General features: G+C 43.6%; 19 protein-coding genes. 18 read left to right on the top strand and 1 reads right to left on the bottom strand.

Annotated elements, in window-relative coordinates; genetic code table 11:
- Nucleotides 1–20: 20 nt before the first annotated feature.
- The 5 genes from sat to QSJ46_RS10880 all read left to right on the top strand — a co-directional run bounded on the left by sat (nucleotide 21) and on the right by QSJ46_RS10880 (nucleotide 3,893).
- Nucleotides 21–1,157, top strand: a complete 1,137-nt coding sequence (gene sat, locus QSJ46_RS10900) for a sulfate adenylyltransferase (RefSeq protein WP_039178416.1) — start codon at nucleotides 21–23, stop codon at nucleotides 1,155–1,157.
- Between the two features lie 14 nt (nucleotides 1,158–1,171).
- A complete protein-coding gene (gene cysC / locus QSJ46_RS10895) occupies nucleotides 1,172–1,765 on the top strand; it encodes an adenylyl-sulfate kinase (protein WP_064498420.1) in 594 nt (197 codons plus the stop codon).
- A gap of 29 nt (nucleotides 1,766–1,794) precedes the next feature.
- Entirely contained in the window at nucleotides 1,795–2,550 is a 756-nt protein-coding gene (cobA, locus tag QSJ46_RS10890) for a uroporphyrinogen-III C-methyltransferase (protein ID WP_047202132.1), read from the top strand.
- Between the two features lie 73 nt (nucleotides 2,551–2,623).
- Nucleotides 2,624–3,409, top strand: a complete 786-nt coding sequence (locus QSJ46_RS10885) for a sirohydrochlorin chelatase (RefSeq protein ID WP_285604711.1) — start codon at nucleotides 2,624–2,626, stop codon at nucleotides 3,407–3,409.
- Nucleotides 3,390–3,893, top strand: a complete 504-nt coding sequence (locus QSJ46_RS10880; protein ID WP_047202134.1) for a precorrin-2 dehydrogenase/sirohydrochlorin ferrochelatase family protein — start codon at nucleotides 3,390–3,392, stop codon at nucleotides 3,891–3,893. Before QSJ46_RS10885 ends, QSJ46_RS10880 begins: the two co-directional genes overlap by 20 nt.
- A 34-nt stretch (nucleotides 3,894–3,927) precedes the next feature.
- Here QSJ46_RS10880 and QSJ46_RS10875 read toward each other — a convergent pair whose 3' ends face one another.
- Nucleotides 3,928–5,637: an Rqc2 family fibronectin-binding protein gene (locus tag QSJ46_RS10875; RefSeq protein ID WP_144490572.1), complete on the bottom strand. Its 1,710-nt coding sequence runs from the start codon at nucleotides 5,635–5,637 to the stop codon at nucleotides 3,928–3,930.
- Nucleotides 5,638–5,802: 165 nt separating this feature from the next.
- Between QSJ46_RS10875 and QSJ46_RS10870 the strand changes: the two genes are divergently transcribed.
- From QSJ46_RS10870 to pknB, 13 genes are all read left to right on the top strand, one after another.
- Nucleotides 5,803–8,478 (top strand): calcium-translocating P-type ATPase, SERCA-type, encoded by a 2,676-nt coding sequence (locus QSJ46_RS10870; protein ID WP_285604710.1) that lies wholly within the window; start codon nucleotides 5,803–5,805, stop codon nucleotides 8,476–8,478.
- Between the two features lie 83 nt (nucleotides 8,479–8,561).
- A complete protein-coding gene (locus QSJ46_RS10865; RefSeq protein ID WP_285604709.1) occupies nucleotides 8,562–9,437 on the top strand; it encodes a YicC/YloC family endoribonuclease in 876 nt (291 codons plus the stop codon).
- 76 nt (nucleotides 9,438–9,513) lie between these two features.
- Nucleotides 9,514–9,783, top strand: a complete 270-nt coding sequence (remA, locus tag QSJ46_RS10860; protein ID WP_008344898.1) for an extracellular matrix/biofilm regulator RemA — start codon at nucleotides 9,514–9,516, stop codon at nucleotides 9,781–9,783.
- A gap of 9 nt (nucleotides 9,784–9,792) precedes the next feature.
- On the top strand, nucleotides 9,793–10,407 hold the full coding sequence (gene gmk / locus QSJ46_RS10855) for a guanylate kinase (RefSeq protein WP_024424214.1): 615 nt from the start codon (nucleotides 9,793–9,795) through the stop codon (nucleotides 10,405–10,407).
- Between the two features lie 3 nt (nucleotides 10,408–10,410).
- On the top strand, nucleotides 10,411–10,614 hold the full coding sequence (rpoZ, locus tag QSJ46_RS10850; protein WP_003211647.1) for a DNA-directed RNA polymerase subunit omega: 204 nt from the start codon (nucleotides 10,411–10,413) through the stop codon (nucleotides 10,612–10,614).
- Between the two features lie 117 nt (nucleotides 10,615–10,731).
- Nucleotides 10,732–11,949 (top strand): bifunctional phosphopantothenoylcysteine decarboxylase/phosphopantothenate--cysteine ligase CoaBC, encoded by a 1,218-nt coding sequence (gene coaBC / locus QSJ46_RS10845; RefSeq protein WP_285604708.1) that lies wholly within the window; start codon nucleotides 10,732–10,734, stop codon nucleotides 11,947–11,949.
- Nucleotides 11,946–14,354 carry a primosomal protein N' gene (gene priA, locus QSJ46_RS10840; protein ID WP_285604707.1) on the top strand — a complete coding sequence of 803 codons (2,409 nt, stop codon included), beginning with the start codon at nucleotides 11,946–11,948 and terminating at the stop codon, nucleotides 14,352–14,354. Before coaBC ends, priA begins: the two co-directional genes overlap by 4 nt.
- Nucleotides 14,355–14,369: 15 nt before the next feature.
- Nucleotides 14,370–14,852, top strand: coding sequence for a peptide deformylase (def, locus tag QSJ46_RS10835; protein ID WP_285604706.1), 483 nt, complete (start codon nucleotides 14,370–14,372; stop codon nucleotides 14,850–14,852).
- Nucleotides 14,853–14,857: 5 nt separating this feature from the next.
- Nucleotides 14,858–15,811 carry a methionyl-tRNA formyltransferase gene (gene fmt, locus QSJ46_RS10830; protein WP_039178449.1) on the top strand — a complete coding sequence of 318 codons (954 nt, stop codon included), beginning with the start codon at nucleotides 14,858–14,860 and terminating at the stop codon, nucleotides 15,809–15,811.
- Nucleotides 15,798–17,141, top strand: coding sequence for a 16S rRNA (cytosine(967)-C(5))-methyltransferase RsmB (rsmB, locus tag QSJ46_RS10825; protein WP_107163644.1), 1,344 nt, complete (start codon nucleotides 15,798–15,800; stop codon nucleotides 17,139–17,141). Before fmt ends, rsmB begins: the two co-directional genes overlap by 14 nt.
- A 3-nt stretch (nucleotides 17,142–17,144) precedes the next feature.
- Nucleotides 17,145–18,227, top strand: coding sequence for a dual-specificity RNA methyltransferase RlmN (rlmN, locus tag QSJ46_RS10820; protein WP_024424208.1), 1,083 nt, complete (start codon nucleotides 17,145–17,147; stop codon nucleotides 18,225–18,227).
- A gap of 3 nt (nucleotides 18,228–18,230) precedes the next feature.
- The gene (locus QSJ46_RS10815) at nucleotides 18,231–19,001 is read left to right on the top strand and encodes a Stp1/IreP family PP2C-type Ser/Thr phosphatase (RefSeq protein WP_249117668.1); all 771 of its coding nucleotides are present in this window, start codon (nucleotides 18,231–18,233) and stop codon (nucleotides 18,999–19,001) included.
- The gene (gene pknB / locus QSJ46_RS10810) at nucleotides 18,995–20,950 is read left to right on the top strand and encodes a Stk1 family PASTA domain-containing Ser/Thr kinase (protein ID WP_212039811.1); all 1,956 of its coding nucleotides are present in this window, start codon (nucleotides 18,995–18,997) and stop codon (nucleotides 20,948–20,950) included. Before QSJ46_RS10815 ends, pknB begins: the two co-directional genes overlap by 7 nt.
- Nucleotides 20,951–20,954 lie beyond the last annotated feature (4 nt).

The following is a 20,954-nucleotide window of genomic DNA, read 5'->3' as shown; positions in this document are numbered from 1 at the left end:
ATTGAGAGGAAGATGAACAAATGAGTTTAACACCACATGGTGGCGTATTAATTAATCGAGTAAATGAAGAATATGATCTCAGCACAGCTGCAAAGGAAATTGAACTAGATGCGATCTCCTTTGCCGACCTTGAACTCATTGCAATTGGCGGATATAGTCCAATTGAAGGGTTTTTAACAAAAGCTGATTATGAAGCAGTTGTGAGCAGTATGCGGCTAGCAAGTGGTGTCGTTTGGTCTCTTCCTATTACACTGCCAGTGACAAAAGAAAAGGCGGCGGAAATCCATCAAGGCGATATCGTGCGCTTATCTTATAATGGAACTGTATATGGGGTCATTGAAGTAGAGGATCAATACACACCAGATAAGGAAAAAGAAGCGGTAAATATCTATAAAACTGATGACCGCAATCATCCAGGCGTGAAAAAATTATTTGAACGCGGTGATACTTATATTGGCGGGAAAATTACACTGACGAAACGCAGTGAAAAACCATTCCCTCAATTTACGTATGAGCCAGAAGAAACAAGACGTCATTTTAAAGAAAACGGCTGGAAAACCATTGTTGGTTTCCAAACGAGAAACCCGGTTCATCGTGCGCATGAATATATTCAAAAAACAGCATTAGAAACGGTCGATGGTTTATTCTTAAATCCGCTTGTCGGTGAAACAAAATCTGACGATATCCCGGCAGATGTGAGAATGAAAAGCTATCAAGTGTTATTGAATGGTTATTATCCAAAAGACCGCGTCTTTTTAGGTGTTTTTCCTGCTGCAATGCGTTATGCGGGACCAAAGGAAGCAATATTTCACGCGCTTGTTCGTAAAAATTATGGCTGCACCCATTTTATTGTCGGAAGAGATCATGCAGGTGTTGGTGACTATTACGGCACATACGAGGCGCAGGAACTATTTGATCAATTTACAAGCGAAGAAATCGGCATTACTCCATTAAAATTTGAACACAGCTTCTACTGTAATACATGTGAAGCGATGGCCACACCAAAAACGTGTCCTCACGACAAAAGCGAGCATGTCATTCTTTCAGGTACAAAGGTTCGAACGATGCTGAGAAACGGTGAATTACCACCAAGCACGTTCAGCCGAAAAGAAGTCATTGAAACATTAATCGAAGGATTAAAAACGACGGTATCTTAAAGGGAGGGTATGACATGAGCAACGAACATATCGTGTGGCATGATGCATCTATTACAAAAAAAGAATATCAACAGAAAAACAAGCATAAAAGCGGCATTATCTGGCTTACAGGTTTAAGCGGATCGGGTAAATCAACGATCGCAAATGCAGCTGCAAGAGAGCTGTTTGAACAAGGCTATCAAGTCACAGTTCTTGATGGCGATAACGTGCGGCACGGACTCAATAAAGATCTAGGGTTTTCAGATGACGACAGAAAAGAAAACATCCGCCGAATCGGAGAAGTGGCGAAATTATTTGTGGAGCAAGGTACGATTGTCATCACTGCTTTTATTTCTCCATTTCAAGAAGACCGCCACATTGTCAGACAGTTAGTCGAAGATGGGGAATTTCACGAAGTGTTTGTCAAATGTGATCTGAACGTGTGTGAAGAGCGTGATCCAAAAGGGTTATATAAAAAAGCGAGAAACGGCGAAATTCCATTTTTCACTGGAATCGATTCACCATATGAAGAGCCAGCTGCGCCTGAGCTCGTCTTAGATACAGGGGAATTATCCCGTGAGGAATCCAAACAGCGTCTTGTTGATTATGTAAAAGCAACAACGAAATAATCGCCTGATGGCAGGGGGAGAAAAGCAAGATGGGGAAAGTATACATTGTGGGTGCTGGACCCGGAGACCCAGATTTAATTACATTAAAGGCCCATAAGGCGATACAGCAGGCAGATGTCATCTTATATGATCGTCTTGTCAATCAAGACATTCTCGCCCACGCCAAACCAGAGGCGGAATTGATTTATTGCGGAAAGCTGCCAAATCATCATACAATGAGACAGGAAGCCATCAATGAAGCGCTTGTGGCTCATGCAAAGGAAGGGAACGTTGTCGTTCGGCTGAAAGGCGGCGACCCCTTTGTCTTTGGCCGCGGCGGTGAAGAAATCGAATGCTTAGCTGAGCACGGAATTCCGTATGAGGTTGTCCCAGGAATTACTTCTGGTATTGCAGCGGCTGCTTATGCGGGCATCCCTGTGACACACCGTGAATTCAGCTCAAATGTTGCTTTTGTCACGGGTCACTATCAAAAGGATGAACATTTTGAAGAAAAGTGGGAGGCGCTGGCTACAGGGATTGATACTCTTGTGATTTACATGGGTGTCAAAAACGTGGAAAGAGTGCAGCGCCTGCTTTTAAAAAATGGACGGGATCCAGAAACACCCGCTGCATTTATACACTGGGGAACCACGACGAGGCAAAAGACAACTTGCTGCACTGTGGCGACACTGTCTGAAACCGTTGAAAAAGAAGGGATCGAGCATCCAAGTTTAATTGTTGTTGGAGATGTCGTTCATTTTCATCAAAAACTGAACTGGTTTGAACCCGCATTAATCGAGAAATGAGAATGATAGAGAAAAGACACGTACATACATCGTGTCTTTTCGTCTGATGAAATAAGTGAGGGGGAGGAGCCGAATGAAACAAGCTGTCCTTTATGTTGGGCATGGAAGCCGAGTAAAAGAGGCGCAAGATAAGGCCATTTCTTTTATGAAAAGCTGTATGCCGTTAGTGAAAGCAGATATACAAGAAATTTGTTTTTTAGAGCTGACGGACCCTTCTATAGAAGAAGGGTTTGAGGCCTGTGTGAAAAAAGGAGCGACACACATTGCCATCGTCCCGCTCCTCCTTTTAACTGCCATGCATGCTAAATCGGATATACCGGTCGAAATTGAGAAAGTGCGCGCGCGATTTCCGCAAGTGAAGGTCACATATGGAAAGCCAATCGGGGTGAATCAAGAAGTAACAAAAGCGGTTTCCGCAAGAATTGAAGAAGCAGGATATCAAGGCGAGCGGGCGCGGATTCTTTTAATTGGCCGCGGGAGCTCTGATCCGGATGTGAAGCGAGATGTGTTTGGCATTGCAGACGATGTCCGAAGTCTGCTTCCGTATGCAGAGGTTCTTCCGTGTTTTATTACAGCATGTGAGCCCAATTATCGAGATGTTCTTGCGCAGTTATCAGCAGATGACGATGGGCCTGTCTATATCGTTCCTTACTTGCTGTTTACCGGAATTTTAATGAAAGAAATTGAAAGTGAAGCCGCTCAGGCGAGAAAGCGGCTGAAAGATGTCCGGGTATGCCGGTATATTGGCTTTCATCCGCATGTTAAAGCAGCTTATATTGAACGCGTGCAAGAAACCATTTTAAACAAAGACGATGCATTTTGTTTCCAAGGAGAAAGCCATGCTTCCAGTCCATCTTGATTTAACCAATAAACAAGTGGTCATTGCCGGCGGCGGATCTGTGGCGTTAAGAAGAGCAAAGGCGCTGTGCACGGAGCCTTGCCATATAACCGTTGTCAGTCCTAATCTTTCTGAAGAGATGGCACACTTCATTGATACATACCAATTGAATTGGAAGGAAAAGAAGGTAGATGCTGAAGATTTGAAGGATGCATTTTTCATTGTAGCTGCGACAAATGACCCTTCGGTAAATGAATGGATTGCACAAACAGCACAGCCTCACCAGCTCGTGAATTGTGTGAGCCAATCAGAGCTAGGCAATGTGATGGTGCCGAAGGTTGTCAAAGCAGGAAAAGTGACGATTTCAGTCTCTACAAGCGGTGCAAGCCCCGCCCGGACAAAACAGCTGGCGGCGGCAATTGAATCCTTGCTTGAACAAGAGGATATTGATGCACTTGATGCCCTTTACATCGAAAGAAAAAAGCGACAAAGAAAAAGCCGATAAATCCTCATGTCAGGATTTTATCGGCTTTTCTTATTTATTTTCTCAGCTTGAGCACAAGATCTTCGTCAGGCGTGACAAATAATGTTTGCTGCTGATCATACGTAACAAAGCCAGGCTTTGCTCCGTTCGGTTTTTTCACATGCCGGATTTTTGTATAGTCGACAGGAACGGAGCTAGACTCTTTTGCCTTCGAAAAGTAGGCGGCAATTTGAGCCGCTTCAAGCAGCGTTTGTTCATCAGGTGCTTGGTGACGAATGACGACATGTGATCCAGGAATATCCTTTGTATGCAGCCAAATATCATCACGAGCAGCTGCCTTTGTAGTCAAATACTCGTTTTGTTTGTTGTTTTTTCCGACTAAAATTGGAATGCCTTCGGAAGACTCGTACGTTTCAAGCTGAATGGCCGTCGGTTTTTTCTTTTTGGCGTGACGCTTTTGTTTGGCGCGCAAATATTTTCCTTCAACAAGCTCTTCTCTCATTTCCTCTAAGTCCTTCGGAGAAGCAGAGGACAGCTGCTGAATCAGCTCTTCAAAATAAGCAATTTCTTCATGTGTTCGCTTAATTTGTTCATTTACAGCTTCTACTGCATTTTTTGCCTTTTGATATTTTGTAAAGTATGCTTGTGCATTTTCAGAAGGGGTTTTGTTTGTTTTAAGCGGGATCGTAATTTCTCCGCCGTCTTCATCGTAATAATTGATGACAGTCGCTTCTTTATCCCCTTTTTTGATCGCATATAAATTGGCTGTTAACAATTCGCCATAGAGCTGATATTTGTGTGCATCTTGAGATTCTTCAAGGGTTCTTTTTAGCTTTTTCAGCTTGTTTTCATTTTTCTTTTTTTCATTGACGACAAACCGTTCAAGGTCAGCCGCCTGCTGTTTGACTCTGTCTCTCTCAGCTTTTCCAAAATAAAAGCGGTCAAGCAGCTGGCTGAGTGAGTCGAATGTCTTCATCTCGCCTTGGACATGCTGAAGCTCTAATAAATAGAAATACTCTTTCCCGTCTTTTCTTGTAAGCTGCGGCGTAAAAGAATGCATGCGAATGAGCTGAAACATGTCGAGCAGTGTATTTGGGATCGTTTCTTGATTGGCAAGACCGGCCCGGTGTACTGCTTCCTTTGCAAACAGCGGGGAAACCCCAGAGAAGGTATCGACAATTTGATTGGCGATCTTTCCTTCTTGAAAGCGTAAATGCTTCAAAATATCATCCTTTGTCACGTCAAAAGGATTCAATTTTTGCTGTGCAGGCGGCAGTAGGTATTCATAACCAGGAAGCACCGTTCGATAGCTGTTTACAGATGGAGAAAGGTGTTTCAGACCATCAATGATCTGCTGCGTTCCATCCTCTACAAGAATGAAGTTGCTATGACGTCCCATGATTTCAATATAAAGTTTACGCGTCTGTTCATCGCCGATTTCATTTCGGCTTCGCACATGAAGCACGATCACCCGGTCAAATCCAATCTGTTCAAAACGTTCAATGAAGCCGCCCTCAAGATGCTTTCTGAGAAGCATACAAAACATTGGCGGTTCGCTTGGATTGTCATATTGATGCTCTGTGAGCTGCACTCTCGCGTAGCTCGGATGAGCCGATAAAAGGAGCTTATGATTTTTCCCGTTTGCTCGAATATGAAAAATCAGCTCGTGTTTATATGGCTGATGGATTTTTGAAATCCTTCCGCCAGTTAATGCCTTTTGCAATTCATTTGTCATACCATATGTAAAAATGCCGTCAAATGACATGTTGGATACACCCTCTTCTTTCACACAAATCTACTGAAAGAACCTTCCGTTTTTTCGTTCTTTAGGCAGTCTTATTATTATAGCATGATTTAGGACGAGTCTGAATAAACTGGCTTATAGAACACTGCATATGAGAGAGAACAAAAGAGGAGTGGACGAGGTCAAATGAATTGGCATGAACTGAACCAAACCGATTTATTAAAAACAATGAATACATCGATAGGTGACGGACTGTCAGAAAAAGATGTACAAAAGCGGCTTGAAAAACACGGGTCAAATGAATTGCAGGAAGGAAAAAAGGCGTCGGCTCTGATCATTTTTTTAGCACAGTTTAAAGATTTCATGGTGTTAATCTTGCTTGCAGCAACAATCATTTCTGCCTTTTTAGGAGAATACATTGATGCTGTTGCGATTGTGGCCATTGTTTTGATTAATGGTGTACTCGGCTTTTATCAAGAACGCCGGGCGGAAAAATCCCTTCAAGCGTTAAAGGAATTATCAACTCCTCACGTGTATGCAAGGAGAAATAATGAATGGGTCAAGATCCCGTCTAAACATCTCGTGCCAGGGGATATTGTGAAATTTTCAAGCGGAGACCGGATTGGGGCAGATATTAGATTACTAGAAACAAAGAGCTTAGAAATTGAGGAGTCCGCCCTCACTGGTGAGTCAATCCCAGCAGTCAAACACGCAAGTCCACTTTCAAGCGGCCATGTTTCACTCGGTGATTTGACGAACATGGCCTTTATGGGGACGCTTGTCACTAGAGGCAGCGGCGTAGGGGTTGTCATTGGTACAGGAATGAATACAGCAATGGGACAAATTGCCGGCATGCTGGATGCAGCAGGTAATATGGAAACGCCGCTGCAAAGGCGTCTCGAGCAGCTTGGGAAAATTCTGATTGTGGCTGCTTTATTTTTAACGGTGCTCGTTGTTGTTCTCGGTGTTGTGCAAGGACATGAATTGTATCATATGTTCCTAGCGGGTGTATCTCTTGCTGTGGCGGCGATTCCAGAAGGACTGCCGGCGATTGTCACTGTCGCCCTTTCCCTAGGGGTGCAGCGGATGATCAAACAAAAATCGATTGTCAGAAAGCTCCCGGCGGTGGAAACACTCGGCTGCGCGTCAATCATTTGCTCTGATAAAACAGGAACCATGACGCAAAATAAAATGACCGTGACCCATGTGTGGGCAGAGGGAAAAACGTGGAATATTTCTGGCACAGGCTACGAGCCATCCGGTGACTTTACCTTAAACGGGGAAATCGTCCATGCCGACAAGCATCCAAGCCTGCAAAAGGTGTTATTATACGGGGCGCTTTGTAATACATCGACTATTGTTGAAAAAGACGGGGAGATGAGGCTTGATGGAGATCCGACAGAGGGAGCGCTCCTTACCGCAGCACGTAAAGCGGGTTTTACAGAGCAATTCATCGAAGCTGGATTTCATGTCATTGAGGAGTTTCCTTTTGACTCAGAAAGAAAGATGATGTCAGTCGTCGTTGAAACAAATCAAAAAGAGCGGTATGTCATTGCAAAAGGTGCGCCGGATGTACTAATGAACCGTTCAAGTCATATCATGCACGGCGGACGCACAGCTTCTTTTTCAACCACTCACAAGCAAGAAACAGAAGCTGCGATTCAAGGTTTAGCAAGACAGGCGCTTAGAACCATTGCTATTGCGTATAAAAAAGTCGGTCTGACAGAGAAAATCACCTCTGTACAGCAGGCTGAAGCTGATTTAACATTTATCGGGTTAGAGGGCATGATTGATCCACCGCGTCCTGAAGTCAGACGAGCGATTAAAGAGTGCCGGGATGCTGGCATTAAAACGGTCATGATTACAGGGGACCACGTGGAAACGGCCAAAGCGATCGCAAAAGACTTAAGCCTTTTACCGAAGCAAGGACAGGTGCTCGACGGAAAAGCGCTTGATCAGATGAGCGACAAAGATCTTGAGCAAACGGTTGAAAATGTATACGTCTTTGCCCGGGTTTCCCCTGAGCATAAGCTGAGAATTGTCAAAGCCTATCAAAAAAATGGTCATGTTGTAGCGATGACAGGTGACGGGGTCAATGATGCGCCTGCCATTAAACAAGCAGATATCGGCATCTCCATGGGCATCACTGGTACAGACGTAGCCAAGGAAGCGTCTTCTCTTATTTTACTTGACGACAACTTTGCGACCATTAAATCGGCCATTAAAGAAGGCCGAAATATTTATGAAAACATTCGTAAGTTTGTCCGCTATTTGCTGGCATCAAATGTCGGAGAAATTTTGGTCATGCTGTTTGCGATGCTCCTCGCGCTTCCGCTGCCGCTCGTTCCTATACAAATCTTATGGGTAAACCTTGTTACAGATGGTCTACCTGCTATGGCACTTGGCATGGATAAGCCAGAAGGCGATGTCATGAAGAGAAAGCCGCGGAATATGAAAGAGGGTATTTTTGCTAGAGGGCTTGGCTGGAAGGTCATCTCCCGAGGATTCCTCATTGGACTTGCGACCCTTTTAGCCTTTATATTTGTATATCACCGCGATCCAAACAACCTGCAATATGCGCAGACTGTCGCATTTAGTACGCTTGTTTTGGCGCAGCTCATTCATGTATTTGACTGCCGTAGTGAACGGTCCATTTTTGAACGTAATCCATTTGGGAACCTCTATTTGATCGGTGCGGTTTTGTCATCGCTTTTACTCATGCTTGTGGTCATTTATTATCCGCCCCTTCAGCCGATTTTTAAAACGGTCGCGATTTCACCAATTGATTGGCTGCTGATCATCGGGATGTCTGCACTGCCAACTTTTTTATTGGCAGGATCACTTTTGACAAGAAAAAAATAATTCATTATGGTATAATTTTGAGGTAATAGTGTCTGCTATTACCTTTTTCATTTTATTAATATGAAAGAATTGGGTGTTTTAACATGATACGCAGTATGACGGGATTCGGCCAAGCGAGTAAAACGGATGGAGAACTGACAGTGTCAATTGAGCTAAAATCGGTCAATCACCGTTTTAAAGAGGTTCATGCCCGTTTGCCGAGGCCGCTTTTATATTTCGAAGATACATTAAAAAAGATCATTCTTCGTCACGTGCAGCGCGGTAGAATTGAGCTGTTTGTCACGATTGAAGGCGGTAAACTAGCAAGCCGGTCCTTACAGATCGACTGGCCGCTGCTTGATGAATACATGAAAGCCGCAAAAGATCTCGAGGAACGCTATCACATTTCAGGCATTCAGCATGCACATGACTTACTGGGGCTTGAGCTTGCCGTTCAGGTGGAAGAGTCAGCCAGCCGAAATGAACAGCTAGAGCAGCTGCTGATGGAAGCTTGCGAGGATGCTGTCAAGGAGCTTTGCTTCATGAGAGAGCAAGAGGGAGCGTCACTTCAAAAAGACTGTGAACTGAGGCTTTCTGAACTAGAAGCCTATACAGAAGAAATCAAAGTCTTTGCACCAGAGGTTGTGAGTCAGTACAAAGAACGATTGAATCAGCGATTGCAAGAATGGATCGGAGAGGCGCTTGACGAGAGCAGACTGACAACAGAGGCTGCCATCTTTGCTGACCGCTGCGACATTACAGAAGAGATTACGAGATTAAAAAGTCACTTTCAGCAATTTCAACAAATCTTGCTGCAAGGCGGTGCTGCCGGCCGAAAACTTGACTTCCTTGTACAGGAGCTCAACCGTGAAGTGAACACCATTGGATCAAAAGCGAACCATCACCATTTAACAAAGCTGGTGGTTGAAATGAAAAGTGCTATTGAAAAAATAAAAGAACAAGTGCAAAATATAGAATAGTCATTGTGTATGCTGTTTACAGTGCGTCTCTTTCGGCGAGACTAGAGACGTTTATATTACAGGGGGACGAAAGAAGATGACCATAAAGTTGATCAATATCGGATTTGGAAACATCATTTCAGCGAATCGGATGATTTCGATCGTCAGTCCGGAATCAGCACCGATTAAACGAATGATACAAGACGCAAGAGATCGAGGCATGCTCATAGATGCTACATACGGAAGAAGAACCCGTGCTGTTGTCATTATGGACAGTGACCATGTCATCTTATCTGCCGTTCAGCCTGAGACTGTCGCGCAAAGACTTTCTGTAAAAGAAGAAATCATAGATGAAGGGCAGGGGTAATACGCCATTATGAAAGAAAGAGGACTTTTAATCGTTCTCTCTGGACCTTCGGGAGTTGGAAAAGGAACGGTCAGACAAGCCATTTTCTCCCAGGAAGATACGAAATTTGAATACTCTATTTCTGTGACGACACGCAAACCGCGTGAAGGTGAAAGAAATGGTGTCGATTATTTCTTTAAAACCAGGGAAGAATTTGAACATATGATTGAAAACAAAAAGCTGTTAGAATGGGCAGAGTACGTCGGGAATTACTACGGCACGCCTGTTGACTATGTAGAACAGACATTAAGCGAAGGAAAAGATGTTTTCCTTGAAATTGAAGTGCAAGGTGCGCTTCAAGTAAGAGAAGCATTCCCGGAAGGTCTTTTTATTTTCCTTGCACCGCCTAGTCTTTCAGAACTTCAAAACCGCATCATTACACGCGGTACAGAATCTGAAGAGCTCATTCGAAACCGAATGGCCGCTGCGAAAGAAGAAATTGAAATGATGGATGCTTACGACTATGTCGTTGAAAACGATGATGTCGAGCTTGCTTGTGAAAGAATCAAAGCGATCGTCCTTGCAGAACACCTGCGCAGAGACAGAGTCGCACCAAGATATAAAAAAATGCTGGGGGTAGAATAAACCATGTTAGATCCTTCAATTGACTCATTGATGAACAAACTTGATTCAAAATATACACTTGTAACAGTGTCTGCACGCCGTGCACGTGAAATGCAGATCCACCAAGATCAGCAAATTGAAAACACAAAGTCCTACAAATTCGTAGGCAAAGCACTAGAAGAAATCGACGCTGGTCTTTTGACATTTGAAAAAGAGGATCAAGAATAACACATCGCTTCTGCTATGCAGATACGATACGTTCAAAAAAGTCAAAACTATGATTGGTTTTGACTTTTTTGAATTGTAGACGAATTTGTGAAAAAGGCCGTTAAGGGGGACAAACAAATGTTACAGTCAAAAAATATTTTGCTCGGTGTCAGCGGAGGAATCGCCGTATATAAAGCAGCAGCACTTACTAGTAAACTTGTACAAGCAGGCGCAAATGTCAGAGTGATTATGACGGAATCTGCTCGTGAGTTTGTGTCTCCGCTTACCTTCCAAGCTCTGTCTAGGCATGAGGTATATGTGGATACATTCAAAGAAAACAATCCAAGAGTCATTGCGCATATTGACGTAGCTGACTGGGCCGATCTCATTCTTGTTGCCCCTGCAACAGCACATACGATTGGTAAAATGGCTGCTGGACTTGCAGATGATATGCTGACGACGACTTTGCTTGCTTCAACAGCGCCTGTATGGATCGCTCCAGCGATGAATGTGCATATGTACGATCACCCGGCTGTGAAACGGAACATTCGCACATTATATGAAGACGGGTGCCGGTTTATTGAGCCAAGTGAAGGTTATTTAGCCTGCGGATACATTGGAAAAGGGCGATTAGAAGAGCCTGAAAAAATTGTTGAACACATCCGTGCTTTTTTTGAAGAGCCAAAAAGCTTACCGCTCTCAGGAAAGAAAGTCGTGGTGACAGCAGGTCCTACACGTGAAGTCATCGATCCTGTCCGGTTCTTTACAAATCGTTCTAGTGGAAAAATGGGCTATGCGATTGCAGAGGCTGCTCAGCAAATGGGGGCAGATGTTACGCTGATTTCTGGACCTGTTTCTTTAACTGAACCTGACCATGTACATGTAGTGCATGTTGAATCAGCTGAGGAGATGTATCAAGCTGCACTAAATGTATACGGGGAAGCTGATCTTGTCATTAAATCAGCAGCTGTCGCCGATTATACCCCTGTCACGACATATGCTCATAAAATGAAAAAACAGGACGGCGCTCTGGACATTGAATTCACCCGGACAAAAGATATTTTAAAAGAGCTAGGGAAAAGAAAAGAGCATCAAGTGCTGGTCGGCTTTGCAGCTGAAACGCAGGATGTAGAATATTATGCGAAAAAGAAAATTGAATCCAAGCATCTAGATATGATTGTCGCCAATAACGTTACAAAAGAGGGTGCAGGCTTTGGCACAGATACCAATGTGGTAGCGATGATCAAAGCAGATGGAACGAAAAAAGAGCTGCCGATGATGAGCAAAAAAGACCTCGCTTTTGAAATTTTAAAGGAGGCAATACAGCTGCTTCCAGAAGAGCGTGATCGAGCATGATTGCTGAAGTCATCGTAGATGTCACAACGAAAGCCATTGACCGGCCATTTGATTACCGTGTACCAGATCGATTCAAAGATCTCGTCAAAGCGGGAATGAGGGTGGTCGTTCCCTTTGGCCCGAGGAAGATTCAAGGGTTTGTGACAAAAGTCAAAGATGAAACAGACATCAAGACAGGAAACATCAAAGAGATTGTCGATTTATTTGATTTATCACCTGTTCTGACAGATGAGCTATTGGAGCTTTCCCACTGGCTGACGGAAAAAACATTGTCCTATCATATCACGGCACTTCAATCGATGCTGCCCGCAGCCATGAAGGCAAAGTATGAAAAAGAAATTCAGGTGCTTTCTGAGGAAGAACTTCCGCAGTCATTGAAAGAGCTTTTCGGTCAGCGAGAAAGCATTCTTTATGCTGACATCCCGGCTGAACAATTAAAACGGATTCAAAAGCATGTCCAAAAAGGTCATCTCGAGGTGAGATACCATGTCTCACAAAAATCTGGAAAGAAAAAGGTCCGCATGCTCCAGATGGCTGTATCGAAAGAAAAACTTGCAGAAAAACAGCAGCAGCTAAAGAAAAATGCGGTGAAACAAAAAGCACTGATCTCCTATCTGCTTGAAGCGGGAGAGACAACCTTTTTAGCGAAAGACTTGCAGCAGCAAACAGGCGCAAGTTCCCAAACGCTTAAAACCTTTATTCAAGAAGGGTTGTTAACAGAAAGCTATGAAGAGGTCTATCGAGATCCTTATCGTGACCGGGAGTTTACACCATCTGCTCCACTTGATCTTACGCCAGAGCAAAGAGAGGCGGCCAAGCATATTCATCAAGCAGTGAGTGATGATCAGCACGAAACCTTTCTTTTGCACGGAGTGACAGGAAGCGGTAAAACGGAGATTTACTTGCAGACAATCGATCATGTTCTTCAAAAAGGAAAAGAAGCGATCGTTTTAGTTCCTGAAATCTCGTTAACTCCTCAAATGGTGCAGCGATTTAAAGAACGATTTGGCTCAAATGTGGCCGTTCTTCACAGCGGCTTATCGACAGGAGAAAAATATGATGAATGGCGGAAAATTCATCGCAAGGAAGTCAAGCTTGTCGTTGGCGCAAGGTCTGCTGTTTTCGCTCCATTTGAAAATCTAGGCATGATTATTATAGATGAAGAGCATGAATCCTCTTATAAACAAGAAGAAATGCCTCGTTACCATGCCAAAGATGTCGCCATTGAACGAGCAGGTCGGCATCAATGTCCAGTCGTATTAGGCAGTGCAACACCTTCACTTGAAACCTATGCACGTGCGAAAAAAGGCGTTTATACATTGCTGTCGCTAAAACACCGCGTCAACCAGCAGCAGCTGCCGCACGTTTCGTTAATTGATATGAGAGAAGAACTAAGAAATGGCAACCGCTCCATGTTTTCAGAGGAATTAATGCTTAGGTTAAAGGAAGTGCTTGAAAGAAAAGAACAAGCTGTTTTATTTCTGAACAAAAGAGGCTATTCATCCTTTGTCATGTGCCGTGATTGCGGATATGTAGAGCAATGTCCTCATTGCGAAATTTCTCTCACCTATCACCGCTATCAAAAACGGCTGAAGTGCCATTATTGTGGTCACGAAGCACCAGTACCTGCTGAATGTCCAGAATGCCACAGTGAGCATATTCGCTATTTTGGTACGGGTACGCAGCGTGTAGAAGAAGAGCTGACAAAAGTACTGCCAGAGGCAAGAGTCATCCGAATGGATGTAGATACAACGTCTCGAAAGGGTGCTCACGAAAAGCTTCTTACCTCTTTTGGCAATAAAGAAGCGGACATTTTGCTCGGGACGCAAATGATTGCAAAGGGACTGGATTTCCCAGATGTCACACTTGTTGGTGTTCTCAGTGCGGATACATCCCTTCACATCCCTGATTTCCGTTCAAGTGAAAAAACATTTCAGCTTCTCACACAGGTCAGCGGCAGGGCAGGGCGCCATGAAAAAGCGGGCTCGGTTATTATTCAATCGTATACGCCTTCTCACTATAGTATTGAATTAACGAAGCAGCATGATTACGAAGCCTTTTATGAACAGGAGATGCTGCATCGCCGCCACCAGTCCTATCCGCCGTATTACTTTTTGGCGATGGTGACAGTGTCACACGAAGAAGTGACAAAGGCAGCACATGTGACTGATCAAATTGTCCAGTTCCTAAAAACGAACTGTGCACCGAATACTCGAATCCTTGGTCCGGCTGCATCACCAATCGCTAAGATCAAAGATAGATATCGCTATCAATGCGTGATAAAATACAAAAGGGAAAATGAACTGGCAAGTTTACTACGGAAAATACAAGACCATTATCAAAAGGAAATGGAACAAAAACAATTGATGATTTCAATAGATATGAATCCATATATGATGATGTAAAACGGAGGGCTATAAGTGGCAGTAAAACCAATAGTCATATATCCGGCAGAAGTGCTTGAACAAAAGACAGAGCGTGTCGATACGTTCGATAAAAAGCTTAAAAAACTGCTGGATGATATGTATGATACAATGCTTGAGCTGGATGGAGTTGGACTAGCAGCACCACAAATTGGTGTTTCAAAAAGAATCGCTGTTGTAGATATTGGAGAAGAATCTGGCAGAATTGATTTAGTGAACCCCGAGGTGCTTGAAGTAGAAGGAAGCCAAACAGATATTGAAGGCTGCCTGAGCTTTCCATCTTTATACGGCACTGTAGAGAGACCGAACTATGTGAAGGTAAAAGCCTTTGATAAGAAAGGCAAACCATTTACAATAGAAGCAGACGGATTTTTAGCAAGAGCCTTATTGCACGAAATTGATCATTTAGACGGCATTTTATTTACGTCAAAAATCATTGAAACCTATACAGAAAAAGAACTTGCGGAAATGGAAGGGTGAAGAAAATGGCACGTATCGTATTTATGGGAACCCCTGATTTCTCAGTACCTGTGCTGCAAACACTGATAACAGAAGGATACGAAGTGGTAGGGGTCGTCACGCAGCCAGACCGCCCGAAAGGAAGAAAGCGAGTGCTCACACCGCCTCCTGTGAAAGTGGAAGCCTTAAAACACGGCATTCCTGTGTTGCAGCCTGAAAAGGTACGCCTAGATGAAGAAATTGATAAGGTGCTTGCATTACAGCCGGATTTAATCGTCACAGCGGCATTTGGACAAATTCTACCTAAACGGTTACTTGATGAACCTAAGTTTGGCTGTATCAATGTTCATGCCTCGCTCCTGCCAGAACTAAGAGGCGGCGCGCCGATTCATTATGCGATCCTTCAAGGCAAAAAGAAAACAGGCGTTACGATCATGTACATGGTGGAAAGGCTCGATGCAGGTGACATGATCAGTAAAGTAGAAGTTGAAATCGATGAATTAGACAATGTTGGAACACTGCATGACAAATTAAGTACAGCTGGTGCCGCACTGCTAAAAGATACGGTGCCAAATGTTCTGAGCGGATCTATTTCTCCGATTCCGCAAAATGAAGAAGCGGCCACATACGCACCAAATATTAAGCGGGAACAAGAAAGGTTAGACTGGACAAAAACCGGTGAAGAGCTTTACAACCAAGTTCGCGGGCTAAATCCATGGCCAGTTGCCTATACTGAATGGAACGGCGCTCATCTAAAAGTATGGGAAGCGAAAAAGGTTCCGCTACAAGCGCAAGAAGAACCTGGGAAAGTGATTGAGCTTCAAAAAGAAGGTCCGGTCATTGGAACGGGGAATAAGCAAGGCCTCTTGTTAACAGGTGTGCAGCCAGCTGGTAAGAAAAAAATGAGCGGCGAAGACTTCTTAAGAGGCGCAAATATCGAAATTGGGCAGAAATTAGGGTTAATGAATGAAGAAAAGTAATGTGAGAGAAGTAGCGCTGGACGCTTTAATCAAACTCGAACAAAACCAAGCTTACAGTAATTTGCTTTTGCAGTCAGTCATGAAAGATAAAGACTTAGCTGATCAGGACAAACCGCTGTTAACAGAGCTTGTGTATGGTACACTGCAAAATAAGCTGGCATTAGATTATATGCTTGCGCCCTTTGTGAAAAAACCGCAAAAGGTGGCTCCATGGGTGATGCAGCTTTTACGGATGTCTCTTTATCAAATGGTGTACCTTGAAAAAATCCCAGATCGTGCAGCCATTCATGAAGCTGTCGAGCTAACGAAAAAGCGCGGGCACAAAGGCATTTCTTCACTTGTGAACGGTGTTCTTCGTTCCGTACAAAGAGAAGGCATTCCGTCATTTGATGCGATCAAAGATCAAGTAAAGCGGCTGTCCATTGAGACAAGCCACCCATTATGGCTTGTGGAGGAATGGGTTCAGGCGTACGGATTTGAAGCGGCAGAAAACATGTGCCGCATTCATTTAGTCCCGCCAAAGCAAACCCTTCGCGTCAATCGAATGAAAACTGACCGCACGGCACTGCAGCAAAAACTAATGGATGCAGGCATTGAAACGGAGCTTGGCGACTTATCTGAAGATGCACTTAAGCTCATGAAAGGGTCCATCGTCTCAACCCCTTCTTTTCAAGAAGGCTATGTTACGATACAAGACGAAAGCTCTATGCTTGTTGCAAGAGCGCTTGACCCTCAGCCGGGAGAAACGGTGCTTGACGCCTGTGCGGCTCCTGGCGGAAAATCAACACATATTGCAGAACGTATGAATGATGAGGGGAAAATTGTTTCGCTTGACTTACATGAACATAAAGTGAAACTCATCAAACAAGCAGCAAAACGTCTGAACCTTACTCAGATTGAGGCAAAAGCACTTGATGCAAGGAAAGCAGCAGACTATTACAGCGAAGCTTCGTTTGACCGCATTCTCATTGATGCGCCGTGTTCCGGTTTTGGCGTCATTAGACGAAAACCAGATATGAAATATACAAAGTCACAAGAAGACTCAGCAAGGCTTGCAGCTATCCAGCAGGCCATTTTAAAGGAAGCGGCCCCGCTTTTAAAACCGGGCGGAACCCTTGTATACAGTACATGTACAATGGACCCAACAGAAAATCAACAAGTGATTCATGCGTTTTTACAAGAACACCAAGACTTCGAACCCGATCTATCTCTTAATGAACGGCTGCCTGAGCAGGTTGCTCCGTTTGTTCAAAACGGAAGTGTGCAAATACTTCCTCATTATTTCGGAACAGATGGTTTCTTTATTTGCAGCATGAGAAAGAAGGGATAAAAAATGACAGAACAAAAAGTAAGAAAAGAACTGAAGACAGAAATGCCGTCGATCTACTCATTTGAGCTTCACGAAATGAAAGAATGGTTAAAAGAACAAGGCGAAAAGCCTTTCCGCGCAGCTCAAATTTTCGAGTGGCTTTATGAGAAACGTGTGACATCCTTTGACGATATGTCTAACCTTTCAAAGGATTTAAGAGAAAAATTAAAAAATCAATTTGCGATCACCACATTAAAAACCGTGATCAAACAAACGTCTCAAGACGGAACGATCAAGTTTTTATTTGAATTACATGATGGCTATACCATTGAAACAGTGCTGATGCGCCACGAATACGGAAACTCTGTCTGTGTTACAACTCAAGTTGGCTGCCGAATTGGCTGTACATTCTGTGCATCTACACTTGGTGGGTTAAAACGAAACCTTGAAGCAGGAGAAATCGTTGCTCAAGTATTGAAAGTGCAGCAGGCACTTGACGAAACAGATGAGAGAGTCAGCTCGGTTGTCATCATGGGAATTGGTGAACCGTTTGATAACTTTGACGAAATGCTTGCTTTCCTTAAAATCATCAACCATGACAACGGCTTAAATATTGGCGCGCGTCATATTACAGTGTCGACAAGCGGAATCATTCCAAAGATCTATCAATTCGCTGATGAGCAAATGCAAATCAATTTTGCTGTCTCCCTGCATGCACCGAACACAGAAATCAGAAGCCGTCTAATGCCGATCAATAAGGCATATAAGCTGCCGAAATTAATGGAAGCCATTGAATACTACATTCAAAAAACAGGAAGACGTGTCAGCTTTGAATACGGCCTGTTTGGCGGAGTAAATGATCAAGTTCATCATGCAGAAGAGCTTGCAGACTTATTAAAAGGAATCAAGTGCCACGTGAATCTCATTCCGGTGAACTATGTACCGGAAAGGGATTATGTAAGAACACCGAGAGAACAAATCTTCCTATTTGAAAAAACGCTGAAAGAACGCGGCGTAAACGTAACGATTAGACGAGAGCAAGGCCATGACATTGATGCTGCTTGCGGTCAGCTAAGAGCGAAGGAGCGTCAGGAAGAGACGAGGTGACGAATGTTGATAAGGGCAGCCTTTCAAACCGATACAGGAAAAGTCCGTCAGCATAATGAAGATGATGCAGGTATTTTTGAAGCAAAAGAAGACACCCTTCTAGCTGTTGTAGCTGATGGAATGGGAGGTCATCTTGCTGGTGATGTCGCCAGCAAGATGGCCGTCTCTTCTTTAAAAGAATACTGGGAAGAAACATCTTCAATCCCAGCAAAACCAGCAGAGCAAGAAAGCTGGTTAATCTCAAAAATTAGTGACATTAATGATCAAGTATATGAACATGCGAAAAACAATGAGGAGTGCCAAGGAATGGGGACAACCATTGTTTGTGCGCTCGTTCATTTGCAAACGGTCACAATTGCTCATATTGGAGACAGCCGCTGCTACTTGCTAAGAGAAGGAGCACTGACCCAGCTAACAGATGACCATTCACTTGTAAATGAGCTTGTGAAAACAGGTGAAATTTCTAAAGAGGATGCAGAATATCATCCAAGAAAAAATGTGCTCACAAAAGCATTAGGAACAGATAAACACGTTCAAATCGATGCACATACTTTTGAAGTGGACCCAGGAGATCAAATCCTGCTTTGCTCAGATGGTTTATCAAATAAAGTAGAAGAAGAGAATTTGATTCATATTTTAAACCAAACGACCGCACCAGATGAAAAAGTAACAGCATTAATCCAAACAGCGAATGACAACGGCGGTGAAGATAACATTACAGCAGTATTGTTAGAAATCTCCTCCCAGCCAGAGGAGGGTGACAGCAAGTGTTGATCGGAAAACGGATCAGCGGCCGTTATCAGATTCTTCGCGTCATAGGCGGAGGCGGAATGGCAAACGTTTATTTGGCGGAGGATATGATTTTAGATCGCGAAGTCGCGATTAAAATTTTGCGCTTTGACTTTGCAAGCGATGATGATTTTATTAGACGTTTCCGGCGCGAGGCGCAATCAGCCGCAAGCTTAGATCATTCAAATATTGTCAGCATCTACGATGTAGGGGAAGAAGATGACATTTATTATATTGTCATGGAATATGTCGAGGGGATGACGCTAAAAGAATACATACACGCCAATGGCCCGCTTCATCCGAAAGAAGCCGTTCGCATTATGGAGCAAGTCGTTGCGGCGATGGAAGAAGCCCATGCGAAACAGCTCGTCCACCGGGACATTAAGCCTCACAATATATTAATAGACAACATGGGGAATATTAAGGTCACTGATTTCGGGATTGCCATAGCACTCAGCTCAGCGACCATCACCCACACAAATTCGGTCCTAGGATCCGTGCACTATTTGTCTCCAGAACAAGCACGCGGAGGTCTTGCGACGAAAAAATCAGACATCTATTCACTTGGCATTGTGCTCTATGAACTCATTTCCGGACGCATGCCGTTTGAAGGAGAATCAGCTGTCAGTGTTGCGCTGAAGCATTTACAATCAGAGCCGCCATCTGTGAGAAGGTGGAACCCTTCTGTTCCACAAAGCGTGGAAAACATCATTTTAAAGGCGATGGCCAAAGATCCTTTTTATCGATATGAAGATGCATCTGAAATGCAAAAAGATTTACAAACTGCTTTCGACCCTTCAAGGCTAAAAGAAAAACGCTTTGTGATTGAAGAAGATCATGAAGCAACGAAAGCGATCCCAATCATTCAAGATCATCAAGTCGATCAAGACAATGAAAAAACAGCTGTCCATCCAGTGCTAAAACCGAAGAAAAAAGAGAAACAAAAGCCGAAAAAGAAACGGAAAAAATGGCCTTGGATTGTGGCATCCATCCTATTTATTCTGACTGCTGCGACCATTTTAGCCATCACTGTGTTTCCGGGACTGCTTTTTCCAAAAGATGTGGAGGTCACTGATGTATCTGGCATGACGATTGACAAAGCCGAGGACACCTTGAAGAAAGCCGGCTTTACCGTCGCCTCTGATCCAATTGAGATCGCTGATGAAAAAATTGAAAAAGGGCTTGTCGTCAAAACAGACCCTAAAATCGGCACAAAGGTAAAAGAAGGAACCGAAATTCAGCTTTACCAAAGTACGGGCAAGGAAAAGACCGAATTACCCGATGTAACAGGTGAAAAGGTCGATAAAGCAAAAGAATTATTAGAGAAAAAAGGGTTTAAGCAAGTTGTTGTGGAGGAAGTAAATGATAATGACACCGAATCTGGGATTGTCATGGAACAGAAACCTTCAGCGAGTACTGAGCTTGTGGCAGCAGATGAAGAAGTGACGTTGACGGTCAGCATAGGTCCTGCCGATATTACTTTGCGGGATTTAACGACATATAGTAAACAGGCTGCATCGAATTATTTAGAGGATAACGGATTAAAGCTTGATGAAAAAGAAGCGTATTCTGATGATGTGCCAAAAGGTGAAGTGATGAAACAGGAGCCAGGAGCTGGTACTGCTGTGAAACCAGGTGATACGGTTAAGATCACCTTCTCACTCGGACCGAAGAAAAAACCGGCTAAAACAGTGACTGAGAAGATTGCCATCCCGTATGAACCAGTAACAGAAGGGCAAGAGATGACCGTTCAGATTTCCATTGACGATGCTGAGCATAGCATTTCTGATTCATATGAAACCTTTAACATCACTGCACCAACTGAACGGACCATTAAATTTAAGATTGAACCAGGTCAAAAAGGATACTATCAAGTGACGGTTGATGATAAAGTCGTAAGCTCTAAAACGATCGAATACCCTGAAGATGAATAAAGGA

The sequence above is a fragment of the Bacillus sp. YKCMOAS1 genome, assembly GCF_030268125.1.
Taxonomy (GTDB): Bacteria; Bacillota; Bacilli; order Bacillales; family Bacillaceae; genus Bacillus; species Bacillus safensis.
This window is presented reverse-complemented; position numbering and strand designations above follow the sequence as displayed.

Coding starts and splice junctions, on each gene's coding strand:
- priA (WP_285604707.1), top strand. CDS start 11,946: ATGATTGCTGAAGTCATCGTAGATGTCACAACGAAAGCCATTGACCGG.
- QSJ46_RS10870 (WP_285604710.1), top strand. CDS start 5,803: ATGAATTGGCATGAACTGAACCAAACCGATTTATTAAAAACAATGAAT.
- QSJ46_RS10875 (WP_144490572.1), bottom strand. CDS start 5,637: ATGTCATTTGACGGCATTTTTACATATGGTATGACAAATGAATTGCAA.
- fmt (WP_039178449.1), top strand. CDS start 14,858: ATGGCACGTATCGTATTTATGGGAACCCCTGATTTCTCAGTACCTGTG.
- rsmB (WP_107163644.1), top strand. CDS start 15,798: ATGAAGAAAAGTAATGTGAGAGAAGTAGCGCTGGACGCTTTAATCAAA.
- rlmN (WP_024424208.1), top strand. CDS start 17,145: ATGACAGAACAAAAAGTAAGAAAAGAACTGAAGACAGAAATGCCGTCG.
- QSJ46_RS10880 (WP_047202134.1), top strand. CDS start 3,390: ATGCTTCCAGTCCATCTTGATTTAACCAATAAACAAGTGGTCATTGCC.
- cysC (WP_064498420.1), top strand. CDS start 1,172: ATGAGCAACGAACATATCGTGTGGCATGATGCATCTATTACAAAAAAA.
- QSJ46_RS10885 (WP_285604711.1), top strand. CDS start 2,624: ATGAAACAAGCTGTCCTTTATGTTGGGCATGGAAGCCGAGTAAAAGAG.
- gmk (WP_024424214.1), top strand. CDS start 9,793: ATGAAAGAAAGAGGACTTTTAATCGTTCTCTCTGGACCTTCGGGAGTT.
- rpoZ (WP_003211647.1), top strand. CDS start 10,411: ATGTTAGATCCTTCAATTGACTCATTGATGAACAAACTTGATTCAAAA.
- QSJ46_RS10865 (WP_285604709.1), top strand. CDS start 8,562: ATGATACGCAGTATGACGGGATTCGGCCAAGCGAGTAAAACGGATGGA.
- coaBC (WP_285604708.1), top strand. CDS start 10,732: ATGTTACAGTCAAAAAATATTTTGCTCGGTGTCAGCGGAGGAATCGCC.
- sat (WP_039178416.1), top strand. CDS start 21: ATGAGTTTAACACCACATGGTGGCGTATTAATTAATCGAGTAAATGAA.
- cobA (WP_047202132.1), top strand. CDS start 1,795: ATGGGGAAAGTATACATTGTGGGTGCTGGACCCGGAGACCCAGATTTA.
- QSJ46_RS10815 (WP_249117668.1), top strand. CDS start 18,231: ATGTTGATAAGGGCAGCCTTTCAAACCGATACAGGAAAAGTCCGTCAG.
- remA (WP_008344898.1), top strand. CDS start 9,514: ATGACCATAAAGTTGATCAATATCGGATTTGGAAACATCATTTCAGCG.